The 19429-nt window shown below is 57.6% G+C and carries 15 protein-coding genes and 1 CRISPR repeat array; of the genes, 8 read left to right on the forward strand and 7 right to left on the reverse strand.

Annotated elements, in window-relative coordinates; translation table 11 throughout:
- Window positions 1-235: 235 nt before the first annotated feature.
- The 6 genes from cas5c to cas2 are packed head-to-tail and all read left to right on the forward strand — an operon-like array spanning window position 236 to window position 5566.
- Complete coding sequence (gene cas5c / locus IPK79_05660; protein MBK8189919.1) at window positions 236-904, forward strand: type I-C CRISPR-associated protein Cas5; 669 nt, start codon at window positions 236-238, stop codon at window positions 902-904.
- Complete coding sequence (gene cas8c, locus IPK79_05665) at window positions 901-2661, forward strand: type I-C CRISPR-associated protein Cas8c/Csd1 (GenBank protein MBK8189920.1); 1761 nt, start codon at window positions 901-903, stop codon at window positions 2659-2661. Before cas5c ends, cas8c begins: the two co-directional genes overlap by 4 nt.
- Before the next feature lie 32 nt (window positions 2662-2693).
- Window positions 2694-3581, forward strand: a complete 888-nt coding sequence (gene cas7c, locus IPK79_05670) for a type I-C CRISPR-associated protein Cas7/Csd2 (GenBank protein ID MBK8189921.1) — start codon at window positions 2694-2696, stop codon at window positions 3579-3581.
- 4 nt (window positions 3582-3585) lie between these two features.
- Window positions 3586-4248: a CRISPR-associated protein Cas4 gene (cas4, locus tag IPK79_05675; protein MBK8189922.1), complete on the forward strand. Its 663-nt coding sequence runs from the start codon at window positions 3586-3588 to the stop codon at window positions 4246-4248.
- A complete protein-coding gene (cas1c, locus tag IPK79_05680; GenBank protein MBK8189923.1) occupies window positions 4233-5267 on the forward strand; it encodes a type I-C CRISPR-associated endonuclease Cas1 in 1035 nt (344 codons plus the stop codon). Before cas4 ends, cas1c begins: the two co-directional genes overlap by 16 nt.
- A gap of 8 nt (window positions 5268-5275) precedes the next feature.
- On the forward strand, window positions 5276-5566 hold the full coding sequence (gene cas2, locus IPK79_05685) for a CRISPR-associated endonuclease Cas2 (GenBank protein ID MBK8189924.1): 291 nt from the start codon (window positions 5276-5278) through the stop codon (window positions 5564-5566).
- A gap of 193 nt (window positions 5567-5759) precedes the next feature.
- Window positions 5760-8735: a CRISPR direct-repeat array (repeat unit 37 nt; unit sequence CTTTCATCCGCCCCACAAGGCGGATGCGGATTGAAAC).
- Between the two features lie 751 nt (window positions 8736-9486).
- On the opposite strand, the gene IPK79_05690 is transcribed toward cas2, so the two are convergent.
- The 3 genes from IPK79_05690 to IPK79_05700 all read right to left on the reverse strand — a co-directional run bounded on the left by IPK79_05690 (window position 9487) and on the right by IPK79_05700 (window position 13142).
- Window positions 9487-10362, reverse strand: coding sequence for an ABC transporter permease (locus tag IPK79_05690; GenBank protein MBK8189925.1), 876 nt, complete (start codon window positions 10360-10362; stop codon window positions 9487-9489).
- Window positions 10362-11036, reverse strand: a complete 675-nt coding sequence (gene ftsE / locus IPK79_05695; GenBank protein ID MBK8189926.1) for a cell division ATP-binding protein FtsE — start codon at window positions 11034-11036, stop codon at window positions 10362-10364. Before ftsE ends, IPK79_05690 begins: the two co-directional genes overlap by 1 nt.
- Before the next feature lie 291 nt (window positions 11037-11327).
- Window positions 11328-13142: a cache domain-containing protein gene (locus tag IPK79_05700; GenBank protein MBK8189927.1), complete on the reverse strand. Its 1815-nt coding sequence runs from the start codon at window positions 13140-13142 to the stop codon at window positions 11328-11330.
- Window positions 13143-13326: 184 nt separating this feature from the next.
- Here IPK79_05700 and IPK79_05705 point away from each other — a divergent pair, with 184 nt between their 5' ends.
- Window positions 13327-14709, forward strand: coding sequence for a hypothetical protein (locus IPK79_05705; GenBank protein MBK8189928.1), 1383 nt, complete (start codon window positions 13327-13329; stop codon window positions 14707-14709).
- A gap of 30 nt (window positions 14710-14739) precedes the next feature.
- On the opposite strand, the gene IPK79_05710 is transcribed toward IPK79_05705, so the two are convergent.
- The 3 genes from IPK79_05710 to IPK79_05720 form a co-directional block, all read right to left on the reverse strand.
- Window positions 14740-15846 (reverse strand): PilT/PilU family type 4a pilus ATPase, encoded by a 1107-nt coding sequence (locus IPK79_05710; protein MBK8189929.1) that lies wholly within the window; start codon window positions 15844-15846, stop codon window positions 14740-14742.
- Window positions 15834-17132, reverse strand: coding sequence for a serine--tRNA ligase (serS, locus tag IPK79_05715; GenBank protein MBK8189930.1), 1299 nt, complete (start codon window positions 17130-17132; stop codon window positions 15834-15836). Before serS ends, IPK79_05710 begins: the two co-directional genes overlap by 13 nt.
- Window positions 17133-17213: 81 nt before the next feature.
- On the reverse strand, window positions 17214-17372 hold the full coding sequence (locus IPK79_05720) for a hypothetical protein (protein ID MBK8189931.1): 159 nt from the start codon (window positions 17370-17372) through the stop codon (window positions 17214-17216).
- Between IPK79_05720 and IPK79_05725 the strand changes: the two genes are divergently transcribed.
- Window positions 17371-18096 (forward strand): hypothetical protein, encoded by a 726-nt coding sequence (locus IPK79_05725; GenBank protein ID MBK8189932.1) that lies wholly within the window; start codon window positions 17371-17373, stop codon window positions 18094-18096. The two genes, IPK79_05720 and IPK79_05725, sit on opposite strands and share 2 nt — an antisense overlap.
- On the opposite strand, the gene IPK79_05730 is transcribed toward IPK79_05725, so the two are convergent.
- The gene (locus IPK79_05730) at window positions 18093-19388 is read right to left on the reverse strand and encodes a nucleotide sugar dehydrogenase (protein ID MBK8189933.1); all 1296 of its coding nucleotides are present in this window, start codon (window positions 19386-19388) and stop codon (window positions 18093-18095) included. The genes IPK79_05725 and IPK79_05730 overlap by 4 nt on opposite strands.
- Window positions 19389-19429 lie beyond the last annotated feature (41 nt).

A 19429-nucleotide genomic window follows, 5' to 3' on the forward strand; every position in this document is an offset into this window, starting at 1 on the left:
TTGAACTATCAGAAGGGGAGCCGCTTTTCTAAACGGTGGAGGGAGTCCGGGATGTATCAATTTTGCTTTCAGGTCTACGGCGATTTTTCAAGCCAGTAGCCCTTCCCTGACGAATTAAGACGGGATCGAAGCGCAATTTTTCTGGGAGTTTTTCAACTTTTAAAAAGATTTTGCCAGTGGTTTTCTCTTCTCTTTCTATAGGTGTATTTCTCAACACGGAAATATGGAGGCTGATATGAAACCCTTTTGCCTGACGGTGACGGGCGATTACGCTTGTTTTACACGCCCAGAGCTCAAGACTGAACGCCTGTCGTATGACGTGATTACGCCGTCTGCTGCGCGCGCCATTTTTGAGGCGGTGTTCTGGAAGCCCTCGATTCGCTGGCGCATTCAGAAAATAGACGTTCTCAGGCCCATTCGCTGGATCTCGGTTCGTCGCAACGAAGTGGCTTCTGTCGTGCCGTATGGCAACGTCAAATCTGCGATGAAATCGGGTACTGGAACGCTGGGGATATACATCGAAGAGGACCGTCAGCAGCGCGCCGGGCGCTTTCTGCGCGATGTCGCTTACCGCTTGTATGCCACACTGGAAGTCGTCCCCGGTCAGCCGGGCGCCGAAGACGGGCCCGGTAAATACTACGCGATGTTTGAGCGACGCGCCAAACAGGGGCAGACATTTAATCAGCCCTATTTGGGCTGTCGGGAATTTTCCGCGTGTGTGGCATGGGCGGACCCGGACGACCCGGCGCAAGAGGCGCCGATTTCAGAAAGTCGCGATTTTGGGCTGATGCTGTATGACATGGATTTCAGCCATCCACAGCGTCCGCCCCGGTTTTTTAACGCCCAAATGGTTCAGGGCGTAATTAAGGTTCCGGCGTGGGAAAGCGAGGAGGTGCGCGGATGATTTTGCATGCGTTATATGAGTATTATCAGCGGCTGGCCGCCGACCCGGAGTCAGGCATTGCGCCGGAAGGCTTTGAGCGCAAAGAAATACCGTTTTTGATTCTGTTGGACGCCGAGGGGAATTTTCGGGATCTTCAGGATGTGCGAGAGGGCATCGGTCGCAATCTGCGCGCCAAACGCTACCTTGTCCCGAAGGACTGTGGCCGTACGTCCGGCGTTCGGGCTAATTTATTATGGGATAATCCCAAGTACGTATTGGCATACGCCGAAAAACCATCCGATCAGGAAAAGGCGAACCTGTGTCATCGGGCCTTTTTAGCGCGGTTTGAAGAATGTTTTTCGGACATGCGTCAGACGCATACGGGATTAGGGGCCCTCGGGCGTTTTTTAGAGAAGCAATCGTTTGACGCGATTTTATCGCATCCGCTGTGGCGCGAAGTCGTGAAGTCAAAAGGAAATCTAACCTTTCAGCTTGACAGCGACTACCGACCGATTGCGGAAGACGCCGCCATTCAGGCGAGAGTCCGCGAAAAGACGCAGGATTTATCTGAAAAATCTGAACGCTCGATTTGTTTAATTTCAGGCAAGCCCGCCCCGTTGGCATTGTTGCATCCGGCAATTAAAGGGGTTGCAGGAGGGCAGATCAGTGGCTGTTTTATCGTATCGTTTAATTTTGCAGCCGCTCGATCTTACGGAAAGGAGTCGGGCGACAATGCTCCCGTGAGTCAATCGGTCGCCTTTGCCTATACGACGGCGTTGAATTATCTCCTGCAAAAAGGCTCACGTCACAAGCTTCAGGTCGCTGATATGACGATGGTCTTCTGGGCAGAAAAACAGGAGCCGATAGAAGATTTTCTCTTCGACTTATTTGTAGAAAATAAAGACGACCCGACGCGAAATAGTGAGGCAATCCGGGCGCTTTACAGCAGCCCATGGCGCGGTTCGCTTTCTGTCGACGAAGACGACGCAACTCGTTTTTACGTCCTGGGTCTGGCGCCAAACGCTTCGCGCATCTCCATTCGCTTTTGGGAAGTGACGACGGTTTCTGGGCTGGTTGAGCGTCTCAAAGAACATTTTAACGATATTAAAATTTGCCACGGCCCGAAAATGTCGGATTTTCTACCGCTTAATTCATTAATTCGCAGCGTTGCCGTTCAAGGCAAACTCGACCATGTTGCGCCTAATCATGCGGCGGATATGACGCGCGCGGTCTTTAGCGGGGCGCCGTATCCGCTCGTCTTTTTGCAGGAAGCCCTGACGCGCACGCGCGCAGAGCAAGATGTTCCTTATTGGCGCGCGGCCTTGATCAAGGCCTGCGTCAACCGGTTTATTCGTTCTGAGGCCCATTCAACCGAAAAGGAGCTTACCGTGTCTCTTGATGAAACCAATGACAACATCGGCTATTGTCTGGGGCGGTTATTCGCCGTTCTGGAAAAAATTCAGGAGGAGTCCCATCCCGGCATTAACGCAACAATTCGAGATCGTTACTATGGTTCTGCGAGCAGCACGCCGGTTGTCGCCTTTTCTCCTTTAATGCGCATGAAAAATCACCATTTGGCGAAGCTGGAAAACCGGGGGCGCGTTGTCAATTTTGAACGGCTTCTGGCGCGAATTATGGAATATATTTCGGATTTCCCGTCCACGCTGAGCCTCCATGATCAAGGCCGTTTCGCTATTGGTTACTATCATCAGCGCCAAGCCTTTTTCAGCAAATCCTCAGAGGCTTCGCAATCGCAGGCTGAACCTGTCTCCGTCTAATTTAAGCAATCAATCAGAGAGGAGTCTTCTTTATGACGAATGCTATTCAAAACCGCTATGAGTTCGTTCTGTTATTTGACGTCAAGGACGGCAATCCCAACGGCGATCCAGACGCCGCCAACCTGCCGCGCGTGGACGTTGAAACCGGCCATGGGCTCGTGACCGACGTGTGCCTCAAACGAAAAGTTCGTAATTATGTCGGGCTGACGCGCAACGAACAACCGCCCTATGAAATCTATGTCAAAGAAAAAGCGGTTTTAAACCGTCAGCACAAGCGCGCGTATGAGAGTCTGGAGCAGGAGCGCGGGGCAAAGCCCAGCGTTGAAGATGCGCGCCAGTGGATGTGCCAAAACTTCTTTGACGTCCGCACATTCGGCGCCGTCATGTCCACCGGCGATGAAAAATGCGGTCAGGTGCGCGGGCCAATTCAACTCACGTTCGCCCGCTCGCAGGATCCCATTGTTTCTCTGGAGCATTCCATTACGCGTATGGCCGTTACGACCGAACGCGAAGCCGAAAGCCAGCACGGCGATAACCGCACCATGGGACGTAAACACACGGTGCCCTACGGCCTGTATCGCGCGCATGGTTTTATCTCGGCGGCGCTGGCTGAGCAAACCGGCTTCAGTGACGACGATCTCGCGCTTTTCTGGGAGGCGCTTCAAAATATGTTTGAGCATGACCACTCGGCGGCGCGCGGACAGATGAACACGCGCGGCCTGTACGTCTTTCGGCATGAGTCACGCCTGGGCAACGCGCCGTCGCATCAATTGCTGGATGCTATCGTTGTTAAACCGCGCGACGCTAGTAAACCCTCGCGTGAAGTGGGCGATTACGAGGTGACTATTCAGCGGGATCGGATCCCGCACGGCGTTGAACTCCTCGAGAAAGTCGCCTTCCCGCAACCTGCCTGGGCCTAAACCCATGAGCTTCGCTGAATCGGACGATCCGGTCGCCATTTCGGCGTTGCAGCACTATCGCTATTGCCCGCGCCAGTATGCGCTGATTCATCTGGAACAGGAGTTTCTGGACAATCTGCACACGCAGCGCGGGCAATTGGCGCACCAACGCGTGGATGATCCGGGCGAGCAGTGGGAGCGCGGCGCGCGCATGCTGCGGGCGATGCCGCTGTACTCGCATCGCTATGGGCTGGTCGGCAAGGCTGATCTGGTGGAATTGCACCCGGATGGACGACTGTTTCCGGTGGAGTACAAACACGGCAAACATCGCGGCAAGCGGCATGATTATATTCAGCTTGCGGCGCAGGCGCTGTGTCTGGCGGAAATGACGGGCCGTCCGGTGACAGCGGGCGCCATTTATCACACGTCCACGCATCGGCGGCAGGAGGTGGCGATTGACGGGACGCTAATTGCGGATGTCGTCGCCACCCTCGCCGCGATTCGGGAAGTCCTTACCTCCGGCGCGCTACCGCCGCCGGTTCGGGATCATCGGTGCGACGAATGCTCGCTGAAGCCGCTATGTCAGCCCGGTGCGTTAAACGCCGCCGCTTCCTGGCAGGCGTCGACGCTCCACGCCGCGTTATTTGAACCAGAGGAGGTCAGCGACGGCCCATGCGTCAGCTTCTGAACACCCTATACGTAACGCAGCCCAATGCCTATGTGCATCTGGAGAATGACACCCTGCGCGTGGACGTCGATCGCGAAAAGCGCTTACAAGTCCCCTTGCATCACGTGGGCGCATTGATATGTCTGGGCGACGTGATGCTGTCGCCCGCAGCGTTGAATCGCTGTGCAGAAACCGGCATCTCAGTTACGCTGCTGGACCGCAACGGTCGTTTCAAGGCCCGTCTGGAGGGGCCTGTCAGCGGTAATATTCTGTTGCGTCAGGCGCAGTTTGCCAAAGCACAGGATGAAACGGTCACGCTGGCCATCGCGCGCGCCTGCGTTGCGGGCAAGATTCGCAACTGTCGCTATGTGTTGCTGCGAAGTGCGCGCGACGCCAACGAGGCCGCGTCTGCGGACGTTTGCCGATTGACGGCGGGCGAACTGGGACGCATTCTGAAAAAACTGCCAGAACAAACGACTCTGGATGCGATTCGCGGCTTGGAGGGCGACGCCGCCCGTCGTTATTTTGACGCGCAGCCTCAATTATTGCGAGCCGAAATACGCGAGGCGTTCTCGATGCGGGGCCGCTCGCGCCGTCCGCCGCTGGATCGGTTTAACGCGCTATTGTCGTTCTTGTATGCGCTGCTGACCAGTGAATGCCGCTCAGCGCTAGAGACAGTCGGGCTGGATCCGCAACTGGGCTTTCTGCATGCGGTGCGTCCGGGGCGACCCGCGCTGGCGCTGGATTTGATGGAGGAGTTTCGGCCGATTCTGGCCGATCGACTCGCGTTGACGCTGGTAAACCGCTTGCAGATCAAGGCCAGCGATTTTGATTTTTTTGAGGGAGGCCCGGTTCAGCTTGAGGCCGCCGCGCGAAAAACCCTGTTGATTGCCTATCAGGAGCGCAAAAAAGAAGAGGTGACGCATCCACTCTTGTTGGAGAAAATCCCCTTGGGATTGCTGCCGCAATTGCAGGCGCGCTTGTTGGCGCGGCATTTGCGCGGCGAAATTGACGTTTACATCCCTTTTTTAATGCGATAGCCGATACCATGCTCGTGATTATCACGTATGATGTCTCTACCGAGTCGCCCGAAGGCCGCCGCCGTCTGCGCCGCGTGGCGAAACTCTGCGAGCGGACTGGCCAGCGCGTACAGAAGTCGGTTTTTGAGTGTCAGGTCAGCCAAATGCAATTGGAAGCGCTTGAAGCAAAGCTTGTGGACACGATTGATCATGCTCAGGACAGTTTACGGATTTATCGGCTTAGCGAGCCTGTTGAATTGCATGTAAAAGAACATGGAAACGTTCGGGCGATCAATTTTGAGGATCCGTTAATCTGTTAGCCAGGGGAGCGGCTATGCGCGAACCCTGGGCGCTTGAAAGTTGAAGAATTATTCGCGATGTCTCAAATCTCGGACAGAGAGCGAATTTACCATTCTAATGCCGTAGAACATTCCTCATGTCGCTATGGTATTCATGCATGTTCGCGCATGAGGGGCCTGACATCAGCGCTCTACCTGATATATAATCGTTAGGCTTTCATCCGCCCCACAAGGCGGATGCGGATTGAAACTGGACATCATCAGTGCCATAAGCCATTGCACGACCTTTCATCCGCCCCACAAGGCGGATGCGGATTGAAACTGGCTATACGCAATGGGCGGCCTGTCTATCTTTGGACTTTCATCCGCCCCACAAGGCGGATGCGGATTGAAACATCAAGTCCATGTTGCCGGTCGCCTGAAACGTTGCTTTCATCCGCCCCACAAGGCGGATGCGGATTGAAACTTGCGAATCAACTTATTGAAGCTCTTAAAATCCTGCTTTCATCCGCCCCACAAGGCGGATGCGGATTGAAACTCGCGCTGGAGACGCTCCGCGCAGAAATGGCGCACTTTCATCCGCCCCACAAGGCGGATGCGGATTGAAACGCGCCACCTGCGGCGGGGGCCAATATCCAGATGGCTTTCATCCGCCCCACAAGGCGGATGCGGATTGAAACGTGGTCATCCCAATGACCACGTTTAGAGCCACGGGCCTTTCATCCGCCCCACAAGGCGGATGCGGATTGAAACTGGGCCTGAGCCCCGATGCGACGATGCGAGGCAAGGCCTTTCATCCGCCCCACAAGGCGGATGCGGATTGAAACGGCTGTTTGCTGAGTTCGACCCGGCTGGCCCGTGCTTTCATCCGCCCCACAAGGCGGATGCGGATTGAAACTGACGTTCCGCAGCGAAAAACGCGCGGACAGTCTCTTTCATCCGCCCCACAAGGCGGATGCGGATTGAAACGCGCATCCGAGACTTTGCCAAGGATAGTCTGAGCTTTCATCCGCCCCACAAGGCGGATGCGGATTGAAACGGCGAAAGGGCTGGCCTGCTTCTCAAATTACTGGATCTTTCATCCGCCCCACAAGGCGGATGCGGATTGAAACATGTTTAAGCCGATGCGGACAACGTTACATCCCGCTTTCATCCGCCCCACAAGGCGGATGCGGATTGAAACATTGGAGCCCGCCCGCGACGGTCTCGGCGCTGGTCCTTTCATCCGCCCCACAAGGCGGATGCGGATTGAAACGATGGCGGACTGGCTGGACGATGAACTGCTGACGCCTTTCATCCGCCCCACAAGGCGGATGCGGATTGAAACAGCGATGATATGGCGCAATCGTTGAACGGACTGGCTTTCATCCGCCCCACAAGGCGGATGCGGATTGAAACTTTAGCCGGAGTGCGGCCAGCTCATCCGGGCCGTCCTTTCATCCGCCCCACAAGGCGGATGCGGATTGAAACTTCCTGAATACTCGATCATTTTATCACCAAGATGCCCTTTCATCCGCCCCACAAGGCGGATGCGGATTGAAACACTGGAAGAAAGCATTCTGCTTTATGATGATTTCTTTCATCCGCCCCACAAGGCGGATGCGGATTGAAACTTATGTGTCATCAGGATATAAGCGAGGCCGGCAAGGGCTTTCATCCGCCCCACAAGGCGGATGCGGATTGAAACATGCTCTTTTTGGAGGGACGGGGCCTGATTAGCCCTTTCATCCGCCCCACAAGGCGGATGCGGATTGAAACTGTGACAAATAGCTGGAGCCCTTATCAATGCCAGTCTTTCATCCGCCCCACAAGGCGGATGCGGATTGAAACTTCGCAGGCGCAGGCAGAGCAGACGCATTCGAACTTTCATCCGCCCCACAAGGCGGATGCGGATTGAAACCCTTTATGCCCGGGCTGGAGGCTTGCGCCCCGTAGGCATCTTTCATCCGCCCCACAAGGCGGATGCGGATTGAAACACCATTTTCCATCCGCAGGCGGTCAGGAAGTGATACTTTCATCCGCCCCACAAGGCGGATGCGGATTGAAACGTTTTAAAAAATTACCTCAGTATTGCGGCCACACTTTCATCCGCCCCACAAGGCGGATGCGGATTGAAACACGGCGATCGTCTCCCAGCGCGGTGCGAACACGCTTTCATCCGCCCCACAAGGCGGATGCGGATTGAAACTCCCCCGCCCGCATTGTGACGGTTTGGCGCAAACTTTCATCCGCCCCACAAGGCGGATGCGGATTGAAACTTTCTGGATTTGGTGTTGGATCTGGGTATGGTTCTCTTTCATCCGCCCCACAAGGCGGATGCGGATTGAAACCAACGGGTACGAAGACGATGCCACTGATGATCTCTTTCATCCGCCCCACAAGGCGGATGCGGATTGAAACGGCCCATGGTGCCGGTGTATTGAAGACAGAGGATCCCACTTTCATCCGCCCCACAAGGCGGATGCGGATTGAAACATTGATCGCTTGCCGCTGGCGCTGCATACTGGCGGCCTTTCATCCGCCCCACAAGGCGGATGCGGATTGAAACGTACTCAGACGAGTGGAACTCTAAAAGGAATCGACTTTCATCCGCCCCACAAGGCGGATGCGGATTGAAACAGCGCGTCGGACATGAGTCCATGCTGCTGACGCACTTTCATCCGCCCCACAAGGCGGATGCGGATTGAAACATGGACGCTTGCAGGAGCAAGCGGGCGCCTTGTGACTTTCATCCGCCCCACAAGGCGGATGCGGATTGAAACATTTGCCCCAGCCCGTTTGACTACCGCCAGCAATCTTTCATCCGCCCCACAAGGCGGATGCGGATTGAAACCTCAAAACTGACGCCAAGCTCAGGTATTGATGCCACTTTCATCCGCCCCACAAGGCGGATGCGGATTGAAACTTTGGCATGATTGCCCAGGGCGAAATCGTCAAAGCCTTTCATCCGCCCCACAAGGCGGATGCGGATTGAAACAGTTATAAGGTCTTTACTCGCGTCAACACCAGACTTTCATCCGCCCCACAAGGCGGATGCGGATTGAAACTTTGCCGCCATGCATTTCCTGCGCATACCCGCCAACTTTCATCCGCCCCACAAGGCGGATGCGGATTGAAACACGATGGCGTAAAACAGAAAAACTATAAGGACATCTTTCATCCGCCCCACAAGGCGGATGTGGATTGAAACTCCCGTTATCCAGGCGCGCCCAGCGATAAAATGCTGGCAAAACAGGCTCAAGCGCTTGAACTAATAGCCTTCGATGGATGACGATCTACGTCCAAGTCGCTGTAGGCGCAGCCTTAATGCGGCGACTGAACCGCCTATGGTTTTCGCCCGTCGCAGGCCTCGGGGACGTGGCCTGCCTTCCTGATTCGGGCGGATGCGGAAGCGCTTGTTTCGCCTGTAAATCGTGGTCATGTGGCCGCGCCAGTCGAACAGGATCGCCTCCTCGCCCAACTCGGCATCAATGACGGTGCGGGCGGAAAATGTCAACCCGGCTCTTCATAGTCCGGGCCGCCGCGATAAGTGATCAGCTCCCACAGATAGAGCGGATCCGCATCGATATGCTCTAAGCCCGGCGGTTTGGGGAGTGGCGAATTTTCGTCCATCTGGAGCGCCTCCACTCTAAATGGTGAGGCATAATCGGAAAATATCAATTTCAAGGGTATCCACTGGTGTTACAAATCGTTTTATCGCGGGCTCGTCTTGATTTCTAAATTTGAGATCATGCTCTGTGCTTTTCCGTTTAGATGTTGTTATATACAGCGCTTTAACGTTTTTCAAATGCCTTAATCAGGCCTGTGCAGCCTATACAACGCCCATGAGGGGATACGACTAAAAAACCGTAGCCTCCAAAACAAAGCCATCTTTTTAGTTTGGGATCGCTCTCGCCGCTTCCCCTCAACGTTCCCACTATGCCGCCACGGCGCTCAGCGGGCTAGATTTTAAGGTATTTGTGCACCGAGTTCGCCGCGCCGCCGGCGCCGACAAGTACGCCCATCAGCGCCAGGACCGTAAAGACGAAACTCAGGCTGAAGCCGCTGCTGGAAAAATCAAACGACTCAAATAGCATTTGCAAATAATGAATCGCCGCCGATAAGGGTAAATAGGCGATAATGGCGCCCAGTAACCCGTACATCGCCCCCTGAAACAGAAACGGCAGGCGAATATACCAGTTCCCCACGCCCATCATGCGCAGAATCTCAATCTCTCTCGCGCGCGCCTCAATTAAGAGGTGAATGGTATTGCTGATAACCAGCATCGTCATCCCGCCTAAAAATAATGACAGCAGGAAGCCGACGCCCGACACGACGTTAGAAATATCTTCGAGCTTTTTAAGAAACGCGCGTGAGTAATTCACTTCCTGAACGCCCGAAATGCGCTGGATTTTTTCCACAGCGCCCGGAATATATTCTTTGCCGTCCATTCGGACATGGATCGTATCCGGCAGCGGATTGTCGATATCCGGCGCATTGAGGTTTTTACGCATATCCGTCCAGGCGCGCTCTTTGGGAATAATCTCCAGACTCTTGACATGGCCGACGCTCATGATTTTCGGCTTTACGTCGTCCAGACGCGCATTGTCGGCGAGATACACCGAAATCTCGAATCCGGCGCCGATATTCTGGAAAAATAACTGGGTCTCAATCAGGAAGGCAAAAATCGTGCCAAAAATCCCCAGAATGGCCGCCATCGTAATCGTGATGACAACGTTCATCCACCCGCTGCGGCGAATGCCGCCGACGGTTTCGTGGACAATGCGCCCGGCAATGCGCAACTCGGTGGCGATCGAATCCATCACAAGGCTCGACATCAGCGATACGCCCCGCTAATGACATCGCGCACCAGTTCGCCGTCATACAGCGTAATCACGCGTTTGCGCATCTGGTTGACGATGGTCTGGTTATGGGTCGAAACCAGAATGGTCGTGCCGCGTTTGTTGATCTGATCCAGCAGGTGCATAATCTCCAGCGACGTATCCGGGTCGAGGTTCCCCGTCGGCTCGTCGGCGATGACCAGCGAAGGACCGTTGACGATGGCCCGGGCAATGCCCACGCGCTGTTGCTCGCCGCCGGAAAGCTCTTCGGGCCGCGCGTCCACCTTGTCAATCAGGCCGACAACCTTGAGCGCGCCCAGCACGCGTTTGCGCGTTTCGGCAGGCGCAACGCCCAGCGCGCGCAAGACATAGGCGACATTATCGAACGATGTCTGGCCCGGCAAGAGTTTGAAATCCTGAAACACGATGCCCATACGGCGGCGCAACTTGGGCACCTGCTGAGGCTTGAATTTTGATACGTCAAAGCGCCCCACCAGCACCATGCCGCTGGTGACGGTTTCTTCCCGGTAAATCAGCTTCATGATGGTCGACTTGCCGGCGCCGGACGCGCCGACGAAGAAGACAAACTCGCCGTTGTCGATTTCAAAGCTAACGTCACGCAGCGCGGTCACGCTGTCGTATTTTTTGGTGACGTTGAGAAACTTAATCATCAGAAGATCATCATGAGAGTCGACGCGAATCCAACTCGCCGCAGAAAAGAGACTGGCGCTGATGAGTCCCGCACGCGCGCGCACGAGGAACGCGCTTCTTCCCTATCCAGCCTGCCTCTTATTCTAGCGTAAAAAGTCCAGCTTAAGAATCCCCGGCGGGAATCGCGCGGGCGGCCGCCTGCATCAGACGTCCGGCAAAAGCGCTCGCGCGTCCAAACGCCAGACCCGTCCGGCGCCGGGCCGAACGGGTCTGGAACGACTTATGTCTGGAGCGACTAGAACGCGCGGGGCTTAACGCAAAGCGCCTGCGGCGACTCGGCGCGTACTGAGGGCCTCGCCGCCATCCTGAACGCTCTTGAGGTCGCCGAGGAACTGCTCGATATTGCGACGCAGCTTGTCTGATTCGGCATTGACGCCCTGAGCGGTCTGAAACACCTGATCGGCCGCCTCCTGCGTCTGCCCCGAGGCGACCGCCACTTTCTGGATGCTGGCGGCCACTTCATTGGCGCCGCGGGCGGCTTCGTCCACGCTGCGGGTGATTTCGCGACTGGTCGCCGTTTGCTCTTCCACCGCAGCCGCAATTCCCTCGGTGACCGAGTTGATATTGCGAATAAAGCCCAGAATCGACTCAATGGCCTGCACCGAGGCTTCGGTTTCGTTCTGGACGGCGTGGATGTGCTTGGCGATATCCTCAACCGCGCTCTTAGTCTGACTTGCCAGCGATTTGACCTCGTTGGCGACCACGGTAAAGCCGCGACCGGCCTCGCCTGCGCTGGCGGCTTCGATCGTCGCGTTGAGGGCCAGCAGGTTGGTCTGGTTGGCAATGTTGCTAATGAGTTGCAGAATCGAGCTGATCTGGCCGGTGGCCTGTTGCAGATTCATGATTTTTTCGTTGGTTCTTTCGGCTTCATGGACCGTAGAGCCCACGATCGTGGTGCAATTGCGCACCAGCGAGCTGATCTCGTTGACCGCCGCCTCGTTCTGCTGAATCGCGCCGGCCACCAGTTGTACGCTGGTGGAGGTTTCTTCGGTGGCGGAGGCGACCACGGCGGTTTGACCGCTGGTTTCCTGCGCCGTTTGATTCAGGGCGCGCGAGGCGTCGTTGAGATTGCCAGCCGTGCGACCCAGCGTCGCCAGCAGTTGATTCATGGCGTGGTCGAACTCGCGCGTCAGTTCTTCGGTTTTAGCCTGAACATGGGCGCGGCGTTCGTTTTCCTGCTCGGTCTGCTGCGCTTTTTCGTGCGAGAGGCGGTCGGCCTCAGCTTTCTGGCGCTCGACTTCTTGCTGCAAGCGTCGGCCCTCTTCGGCGCGGCGTTCAGATTCAATCATGCCCTGGCGGAACGCTTCCACAGAGCGCGCCATCTCGCCGATCTCATCCTGACGCGTCAGGCCAGGGGTTTCGACCGACGTGTCCTGGCGCGCCAGCCGGGCCATGGCGTCCTGCACCTGTTGCAATTGGCGAAACTCTCGGCCCATCAGCCAGTTGATCGCCAGTTGCATCGCGATCATCGCCAGAAACACGATGCCGCAATTGGTCAAAACGCGACTGACAATACTCTGGTCATAGCGCGATTTGGGGATGGCCAGACCGACCGAGCCGACGACCTTTCCATTCTCATCGACCAGCGGATTATAACCGCCGTAGTAAGGCACTCCATTAAGGTCGGCCAGGCCCCGAAAAGGTTCATTCCTCTGCATGCTGGCGTAGACCTTGGGATCCTGGTGAGTGCCAACGACACGCTCGCCCTTGTCATTTTTCACGCTGGTGGAGATGCGAACGTCGTTCATAAAGATTGAGGCGACGCTGCCGGTCATTTTGTTAATCGCATCGGGGATCGCATGTTGACCGTTGATTTTGTACTCCCCCGCCATCAGCGCGCCATTGGTGAGTTGAACCTTCTCCCCTTCGTGCCTCACGAGCGTTTCCATCATCGACAGATAGACGTTCTGGTCCTGGCTCGCCTCTTCTTTCATATCGTTGCTGGTCGTCCACCAGGTGGCCAGAGAGGAGATAAGGTTGAGCGCCAACAGGCCCACCGTCACAAAGAGGGTAATTTTGTTGGTGAGCTTCATCCGTTTGAAATCAGTCCAGTCAGTAAGGGTCACCGGCGCATCTCCTCAGCGATAGGGTAAAAGGGCCTGCGGGCGAGAGCGAGCCCTCGCGTTCCTCTCATCGTAGCCCGCCCATTTTCTACGCCAGAACCTACAAAAAGAGGATGTTTTGATAGGATAGAACGATACCCGGCCCGTATCGGGCGCCTTGGCGGGATGTTTCTTGAAAGGACTCACCATGCGGACCAACCGCTGGATGTCGGTGGCCGATCCCATTCACGGGATTATCCAATTCGATCGCGACGACGAAACCCATCGCTTGTTGTTAGACGTCATGAACACGCGGGCGTTTCAGCGCTTGCGGCGACTCAAGCAGATGGGTCTGGCCGAATTTGTCTTTCCCAACGCGGTGCATAACCGCTTTGTGCATAGCTTGGGCGCCACTCACCTGATGGTACTGACGCTTCAGCATTTTCGGCGCGAGCCCGAGACGCGCGATCTGCTGAAAAACGCCTTCGCCGATACGGACATCGCGCTGGGACGTTTGCTATTGCTGGGCATTCTTACCCATGATATTGGCCATGGCCCGTTGTCTCATACATTAGAAGATATTCTGGGCCTGAAAGAGCGCGGATTGGGACATGACGACTACTGGAACGCTAAAATTCTGCGGGAAGATGACGAGCTGGGCGTCATCTGGCAGCGCTACGGCGCGCAGTTGCCCGATGCCGTCATTCGCCTGACTGGCGAAGGCGCGCACACCCACTTTCTCGCCTCGCTGATTTCCAGCCAGCTGGACATGGACCGGCTCGACTATCTGTTGCGCGACAGTCACTTCTTGGGGGTTCGCTACGGCCAGATCGAGAGCCAGCGCATTATCGGCAACCTGACCCTGGCGCAGACGCCCGGCGGTCAGCCCACGCTTGCCGTACGGGAAGAAGCCCTGCCGGCGGTCGAACATTATCTGTTTGGTCGCCACGAAGCCTATAAAATGGCGCTGCACTCGCTCGACAAGTCCTCAGAAGCCACGCTTAAAAAGACGCTGGAACGTTTTCGATGGGCGCGCGATCGCGATATCGCCGTGGGACCTCCCGCGCAATCGCTGTATCAGCTCATGAATGACCCGCAAGCCCTGAGCGTGCCGCAGTATCTGCGTCTGGACGATTACGGCGTCTGGGACGCTATCCACGGCTGGAGCCTGGAGGCTGACGACGCCCTGTTGCGGCAATTGGCGACGCGATTGATGAAACACGATATCTTCAAGTTCGTCGACCTGCGCGCCTACGGCCTGAGCGGGCCTCTGCGCGAGACGATGCCCGCCGTTTACGACGCGTTGCAGGCGCATTACGTCAAGCGCGGCCTGTCGATGACCTTCGGCTTCGACGAGCTGCAAGTGCGTCCGCGCCCGCTCTATCTGCGCGCGCCCGATCGCGAACCCATCTGGATTTTAACCCAGCAAGGCGCCGTGGATCTCGGGGACGCGTCATCGCTGCCGCTGGGCGCCGACGCGCATCGCGGCGAGAAGCATCTGGCCTTTGTCTGGGACCGCGAGGCCCGCGAGTTCCTCAAACGCCAATTGCAAAGCCTCGCCTCGCCGTCACGCGCCAGCAAAGCCGAGTGAGAATCCCCTAGGCGGATAGAGCGCTTGGCTTTAGCCGCCTGAGCCGTGGTAGGCGCCACGGAACATCTGGTGCAGTTCCGACGGGTTGTCGGAGATGCGCAGGGCTTCGTCCTGAGCAATGAGCTCGTTACGCGTGGCCTTGAACAGCGACCCGTTCAGGTTGCACATATCGTCGAATTCTCCGGCGGCCAGCATCTGGTAAATTTCGCCCAGCTCTTCGCGCTTGATGTAATCCTTGACCGCAGGCGACACGCTCATGATTTCCGCCACGGCGACGCGGCCCCGGCCCTCTTTTTTACGCACCAGCCGCTGCGAAATCGTCCCGATTAAGACGTCGGCCAGTTGATGCCGCACGGGTTCGCGCTCGTGGGGCTCGTAAATGTTGATAATCCGGTTAATGGTCTGCACGGCGTCGGTCGTGTGCAGCGTGGAGAATACCAGGTGACCGGTTTCTGCGGCGTGCAGCGCAGAGGAGATCGTCTCGCGATCGCGCATCTCCCCAATCAGGATGACATCGGGATCTTGCCGCAGGGCATACTTCAGACCCGAGGGGAACGAGTCCGTATCCACGCCAATCTCGCGCTGGGTAATGACCGAGCGCATGTTGTGGTACACGTATTCAACCGGATCCTCAATTGTAATGATATGGCGGGCCGTCGACTCATTGATATGATTCAACAGGGCCGCCAGCGTGGTGGATTTCCCCGCGCCGGTGGGACCGGTCAGCAGCACCAGCCCTTTGTGGTGCTCGGTGAAACGCGTAATAATGGACGGCAGGCCGATCTCTTCTATTTTAGGAATTTTGAGCGGAATGACCCGCAAAACAAGCCCCGGACGATTTAATTCAAAGAAGAAGTTGACCCGAAAGCGCGCAACGTCTTCGAGATCGTAGCCAAAATCGAAGTCGCGGCGCGACATCACGCGATCCATCACCTTGGGCGGAATAATGCGCTGGGCGAAGGCCGTCATGGAGTCTTCGTCCATCGGCGGCAATTTGGTGCTGATCATCTCGCCGTCTTTGCGCAGCATCGGCGGATATCCGCAGCGCAAGTGAACGTCCGAAATATTTTGCGCGACGGCCATCCGCAGAAAGGTTTCGAGATCTTCGGCGATGGACAGTGGGCTCAGGCTGGACACAACGAGGCTCCCTTGATTGTTTTTCCGGCTCCTCTCCAGTATGGCAAGAGCGCGGCGGGAATCGCCACCTCCTGATCGCTGATTTGATAATTCTCCAGAATCGCAATCAGCGTTCGCCCAATGGCAAGCGCTGAGCCGTTGAGGGTATGGACATAGGCCAGTTTGCCGCCATCCGCTGGACGATATTTCAAACCGGCCCGCCGGGCCTGGAAATCCCAGCAGTTGCTACAGCTAGAAATCTCGCGATACTGGCCCTGGCCCGGCATCCAGACTTCCAGATCCACGCAGCGCGCCGCCGAAAAGCCCATATCGCCCGTACACAACTCAAGGGCGCGGTACGGCAATTCCAGCGTCTGGAGGACGCGCTCGGCATCTGCGATCAGGCGCTCATGCTCGGCCTGCGATTGATCGGGATGCGTCAGCTTCACCAGTTCCACCTTGTCAAACTGATGCTGACGGATCAGGCCGCGCGTGTCCTTGCCGGCGCTGCCCGCCTCGCGCCGAAAACACGGCGTATAGGCGGTTAAATTCACAGGCAGAGCGGCTTCAGCGATCTCTTCGCCGCGATATAAATTCGTCAGCGGCACCTCGGCTGTGGGAATCAGAAACAGGGCGTCGTCGCGACAGGCAAACATATCGGCCTCGAACTTCGGCAACTGGCCGGTGCCGATCATCGTGTCGCGATTCACCAGATACGGCGGGCTGATTTCCTCATAGCCCGCGTCGCGGTGCAGGTCGAGCATGAGATCTTTCAGCGCGCGCGCCAGCCAGGCCCCGTCGCCGCGCAAGACGGAAAAGCGCGATTGCGCCAGCTTCACGCCGCGTTCAAAATCCAGCGCGCCCAGGTTCGGGCCGATATCCCAGTGGGCGAGCGCGTCGGGACGCACCCGCGCTTTAAACTCCTCGCCCCATTGCCGTAAACAGACATTATCGGGTTCGCTGCGCCCATCCGGCGCTTGAGGCGAGGGCAGGTTCGGCAAATTTAGCAGCAAGTCGTCCTGTTCGGCGGCCAGCGACTCTTTTTCGGACTCCAGCGCCTTGATGCGTTCGGCGAGCTGGCGCGTTTCGACCTGTAAGGCGTCCGCGTCGCCGCCCTGGCGTTTGGCTTCCCCGATGGCTTTAGTCAGCTCGTTGCGGCGACTGCGGCAGGTTTCTTCTTCGCTCAGTAACTGGCGGCGCCGTACGTCCAGCGCCAGCGCGGCGTCGACCGAGAGCCCCGGATCGCGCCGTTTCAGCGCGGCGTTGACTTCTTCCGGACGCTCGCGAATGTATTTAATATCCAGCATAACGCTTTATCCCGCTTACAATACTCATATCACGACTGTTATCACGAGACTGATTATAGGCCAAATCAGCCCCATTCGCCGTTAGGCGGTGATCGCCAGATACAGCATGTAGCAGCCGCCCGCCGCCAGCCCCAGAATCACGGCGATAATCAGCGCGTTGATGCCATACGAGACCGCGCGGGCCAGCATCAGCAAAATCGATTCTTTGCTCAGACGAAACGACCGGGATGGCAGCTTCATGACCAACTTCCTCCAGCACCCTCGCAACGGGCGCCTGATGCGCTTTAACAAGAGCGTCTTCGGCGGATGCGCCCGGATCTTGAATGGCCTCCTCTTGCTGGGGGTGCTGCTGGCGCTGGGCGGCGACGGCGCGTTGTGGGCCCAAAGCCAAAGCGATACCGCCGACACCGGCGATTGGCCTGCGGATGTCGCGGACCCCAGCCCTGCCGAGCGTATGACGCCCAACGCCGCCCCCTCGCCGACGCGCGGCGCCGGCGGGCTGATTCCCGGCAAAAAGAAATCGTTCTGGCGGCGCAGCCCCTTTAAAAAAGAACCGCCGCCGCCCAGCGAAGAGAAAATCATCAATGTCGGGCCGCGCGCGCATGCGGCTTCCGCCGGGATGTTGCTGCGTCTGCCGCGACCGGTGACGCTCGACAGTACGCGGCGCCTGTCGCCCGGCTTTTATCTGGCCAGGCTGCAATCGGCTTCAGGGGCGGCGCCGGCCTTGAGCCTGTCGGCGGGCGGTCGTGCGATGGGCCTCGTACCGTTGCGTCCCGGCGGCGCTCCGTCGCCAGAGCCGGTGGAATCGATTCATCAGGACCACGTGGCCGTTGCGCCGCGTCTGGACGTGTCGCTTAGCGCGGATGGGCGTTTTCTCACGATCACGGTGCGCGAAGGCGCGCGTCTATACGTCAGCGACCCGCTACCCGCCGAGCGCGACGATCGACCCGAACTGCCGTATTAAAACGACCGGATGCGCGGCGTGCGCATCGCTGCGGCAATCGCCCCGCGATTCAGCGCCAGATCGGCGCGCAAGGCCGCATGGGGAATTAAAATCGCCAGATAATCGCATCCAGCGGCAGCTTGCGCCAGCGTCATGTCGCGATATTGGGGTAGCAGCGGATCGTAGCGCCGCGTCGTCAAACCCCGCTCGTCGAGCCAATCGGCGATGCGCACTGCCGGACTCTCGCGCAGGTCGGCCACATCCGGCTTATAGGCCAGTCCTGCGACGCAAATGACGGGATGATCGAGATCCGCCACGTCGGCGGCAATTTTTTCGCCGCAATAGGCGGGCATTTGATCGTTGACTTCGCGCGAAGCCCGAATCAGACGGGTTTTCCAGGGCGATGATTCTACAAAAAACCATGGATCGACGGCAATACAGTGCCCGCCGACGCCAATGCCCGGCGTGTGCAGGTTGACGCGCGGATGCTGGTTGATGATTGGCAGCAGGGCCTTCAGATCGACGCCCGATTCGTCGGCGATCAGCGATAACTCGTTAGCCAGCGCGATGTTGACGTCCCGGTAGGTATTTTCGGCCAGTTTGCAGAATTCGGCGCTCATATCGTCGGTGAGAAACAACTCGCCCGCAATCACGCCCTGCCACAAGGCTTGCGCGCGGGCGGCGCAGGCGGGGGTCAGACCGCCCAGTACGCGATGATTATGAATCAGCTCGTGCGTGGTATTGCCCGGCAGGATGCGCTCCGGGCAGAAGCACAGATGAAACGTTTCGCCCGCCGTCAGGCCGGAGCGCTCCAGAATGGGGCGCACGACGTTGCGCGTGGTTCCCGGCGGAACCGTCGATTCCAGCATTACCAGACAGCCGGGGCGCAGCGCAGGCGCGATGGATTCGGCCGCAGCGCGCACGGCCCGTAAATCGCAGCGTCGCGATTCTGGATGCACCGGCGTCGGCACGGTGATGATAAACACGTCAGCAGGCTCAGGCGTCTGCCCGATGGTGAAGGCGGGCGCGCCGCGCAGCATGGTTTGATCGCGCGCGGCCTGAGCCCACGGCGCCAACTCGGGATAACGTTCGGCGATGGCGTCGGTTTCAATCATCGCGCGCACGGCGGGATCGATATCCACGCCCTGAACCGCAAAGCCCTTGCGCGCAAACAGCAGGGCCGTCGGCAGGCCGACATACCCCAGACCCACCACGCAAATGCGCAGCGTTGCAAGAGAAGACGCGCTGGCGTCAGAAGAAGTTTCAGACGCTTCTGAAACGGCGGCGGACGGGGCGACAGGATGCTGCATCATACGACATCGGCCTTGGGCGAGACGATCACAAGCGGACAACG

The organism is Vampirovibrionales bacterium (assembly GCA_016712355.1).
Taxonomy (GTDB): Bacteria; Cyanobacteriota; Vampirovibrionia; order Vampirovibrionales; family Vampirovibrionaceae; genus JADJRF01.

Coding starts and splice junctions, on each gene's coding strand:
- cas5c (MBK8189919.1), top strand. CDS start 236: ATGAAACCCTTTTGCCTGACGGTGACGGGCGATTACGCTTGTTTTACA.
- cas8c (MBK8189920.1), top strand. CDS start 901: ATGATTTTGCATGCGTTATATGAGTATTATCAGCGGCTGGCCGCCGAC.
- cas7c (MBK8189921.1), top strand. CDS start 2,694: ATGACGAATGCTATTCAAAACCGCTATGAGTTCGTTCTGTTATTTGAC.
- cas4 (MBK8189922.1), top strand. CDS start 3,586: ATGAGCTTCGCTGAATCGGACGATCCGGTCGCCATTTCGGCGTTGCAG.
- cas1c (MBK8189923.1), top strand. CDS start 4,233: ATGCGTCAGCTTCTGAACACCCTATACGTAACGCAGCCCAATGCCTAT.
- cas2 (MBK8189924.1), top strand. CDS start 5,276: ATGCTCGTGATTATCACGTATGATGTCTCTACCGAGTCGCCCGAAGGC.
- IPK79_05690 (MBK8189925.1), bottom strand. CDS start 10,362: ATGTCGAGCCTTGTGATGGATTCGATCGCCACCGAGTTGCGCATTGCC.
- ftsE (MBK8189926.1), bottom strand. CDS start 11,036: ATGATTAAGTTTCTCAACGTCACCAAAAAATACGACAGCGTGACCGCG.
- IPK79_05705 (MBK8189928.1), top strand. CDS start 13,327: ATGCGGACCAACCGCTGGATGTCGGTGGCCGATCCCATTCACGGGATT.
- serS (MBK8189930.1), bottom strand. CDS start 17,132: ATGCTGGATATTAAATACATTCGCGAGCGTCCGGAAGAAGTCAACGCC.
- IPK79_05725 (MBK8189932.1), top strand. CDS start 17,371: ATGACCAACTTCCTCCAGCACCCTCGCAACGGGCGCCTGATGCGCTTT.
- IPK79_05720 (MBK8189931.1), bottom strand. CDS start 17,372: ATGAAGCTGCCATCCCGGTCGTTTCGTCTGAGCAAAGAATCGATTTTG.
- IPK79_05730 (MBK8189933.1), bottom strand. CDS start 19,388: ATGATGCAGCATCCTGTCGCCCCGTCCGCCGCCGTTTCAGAAGCGTCT.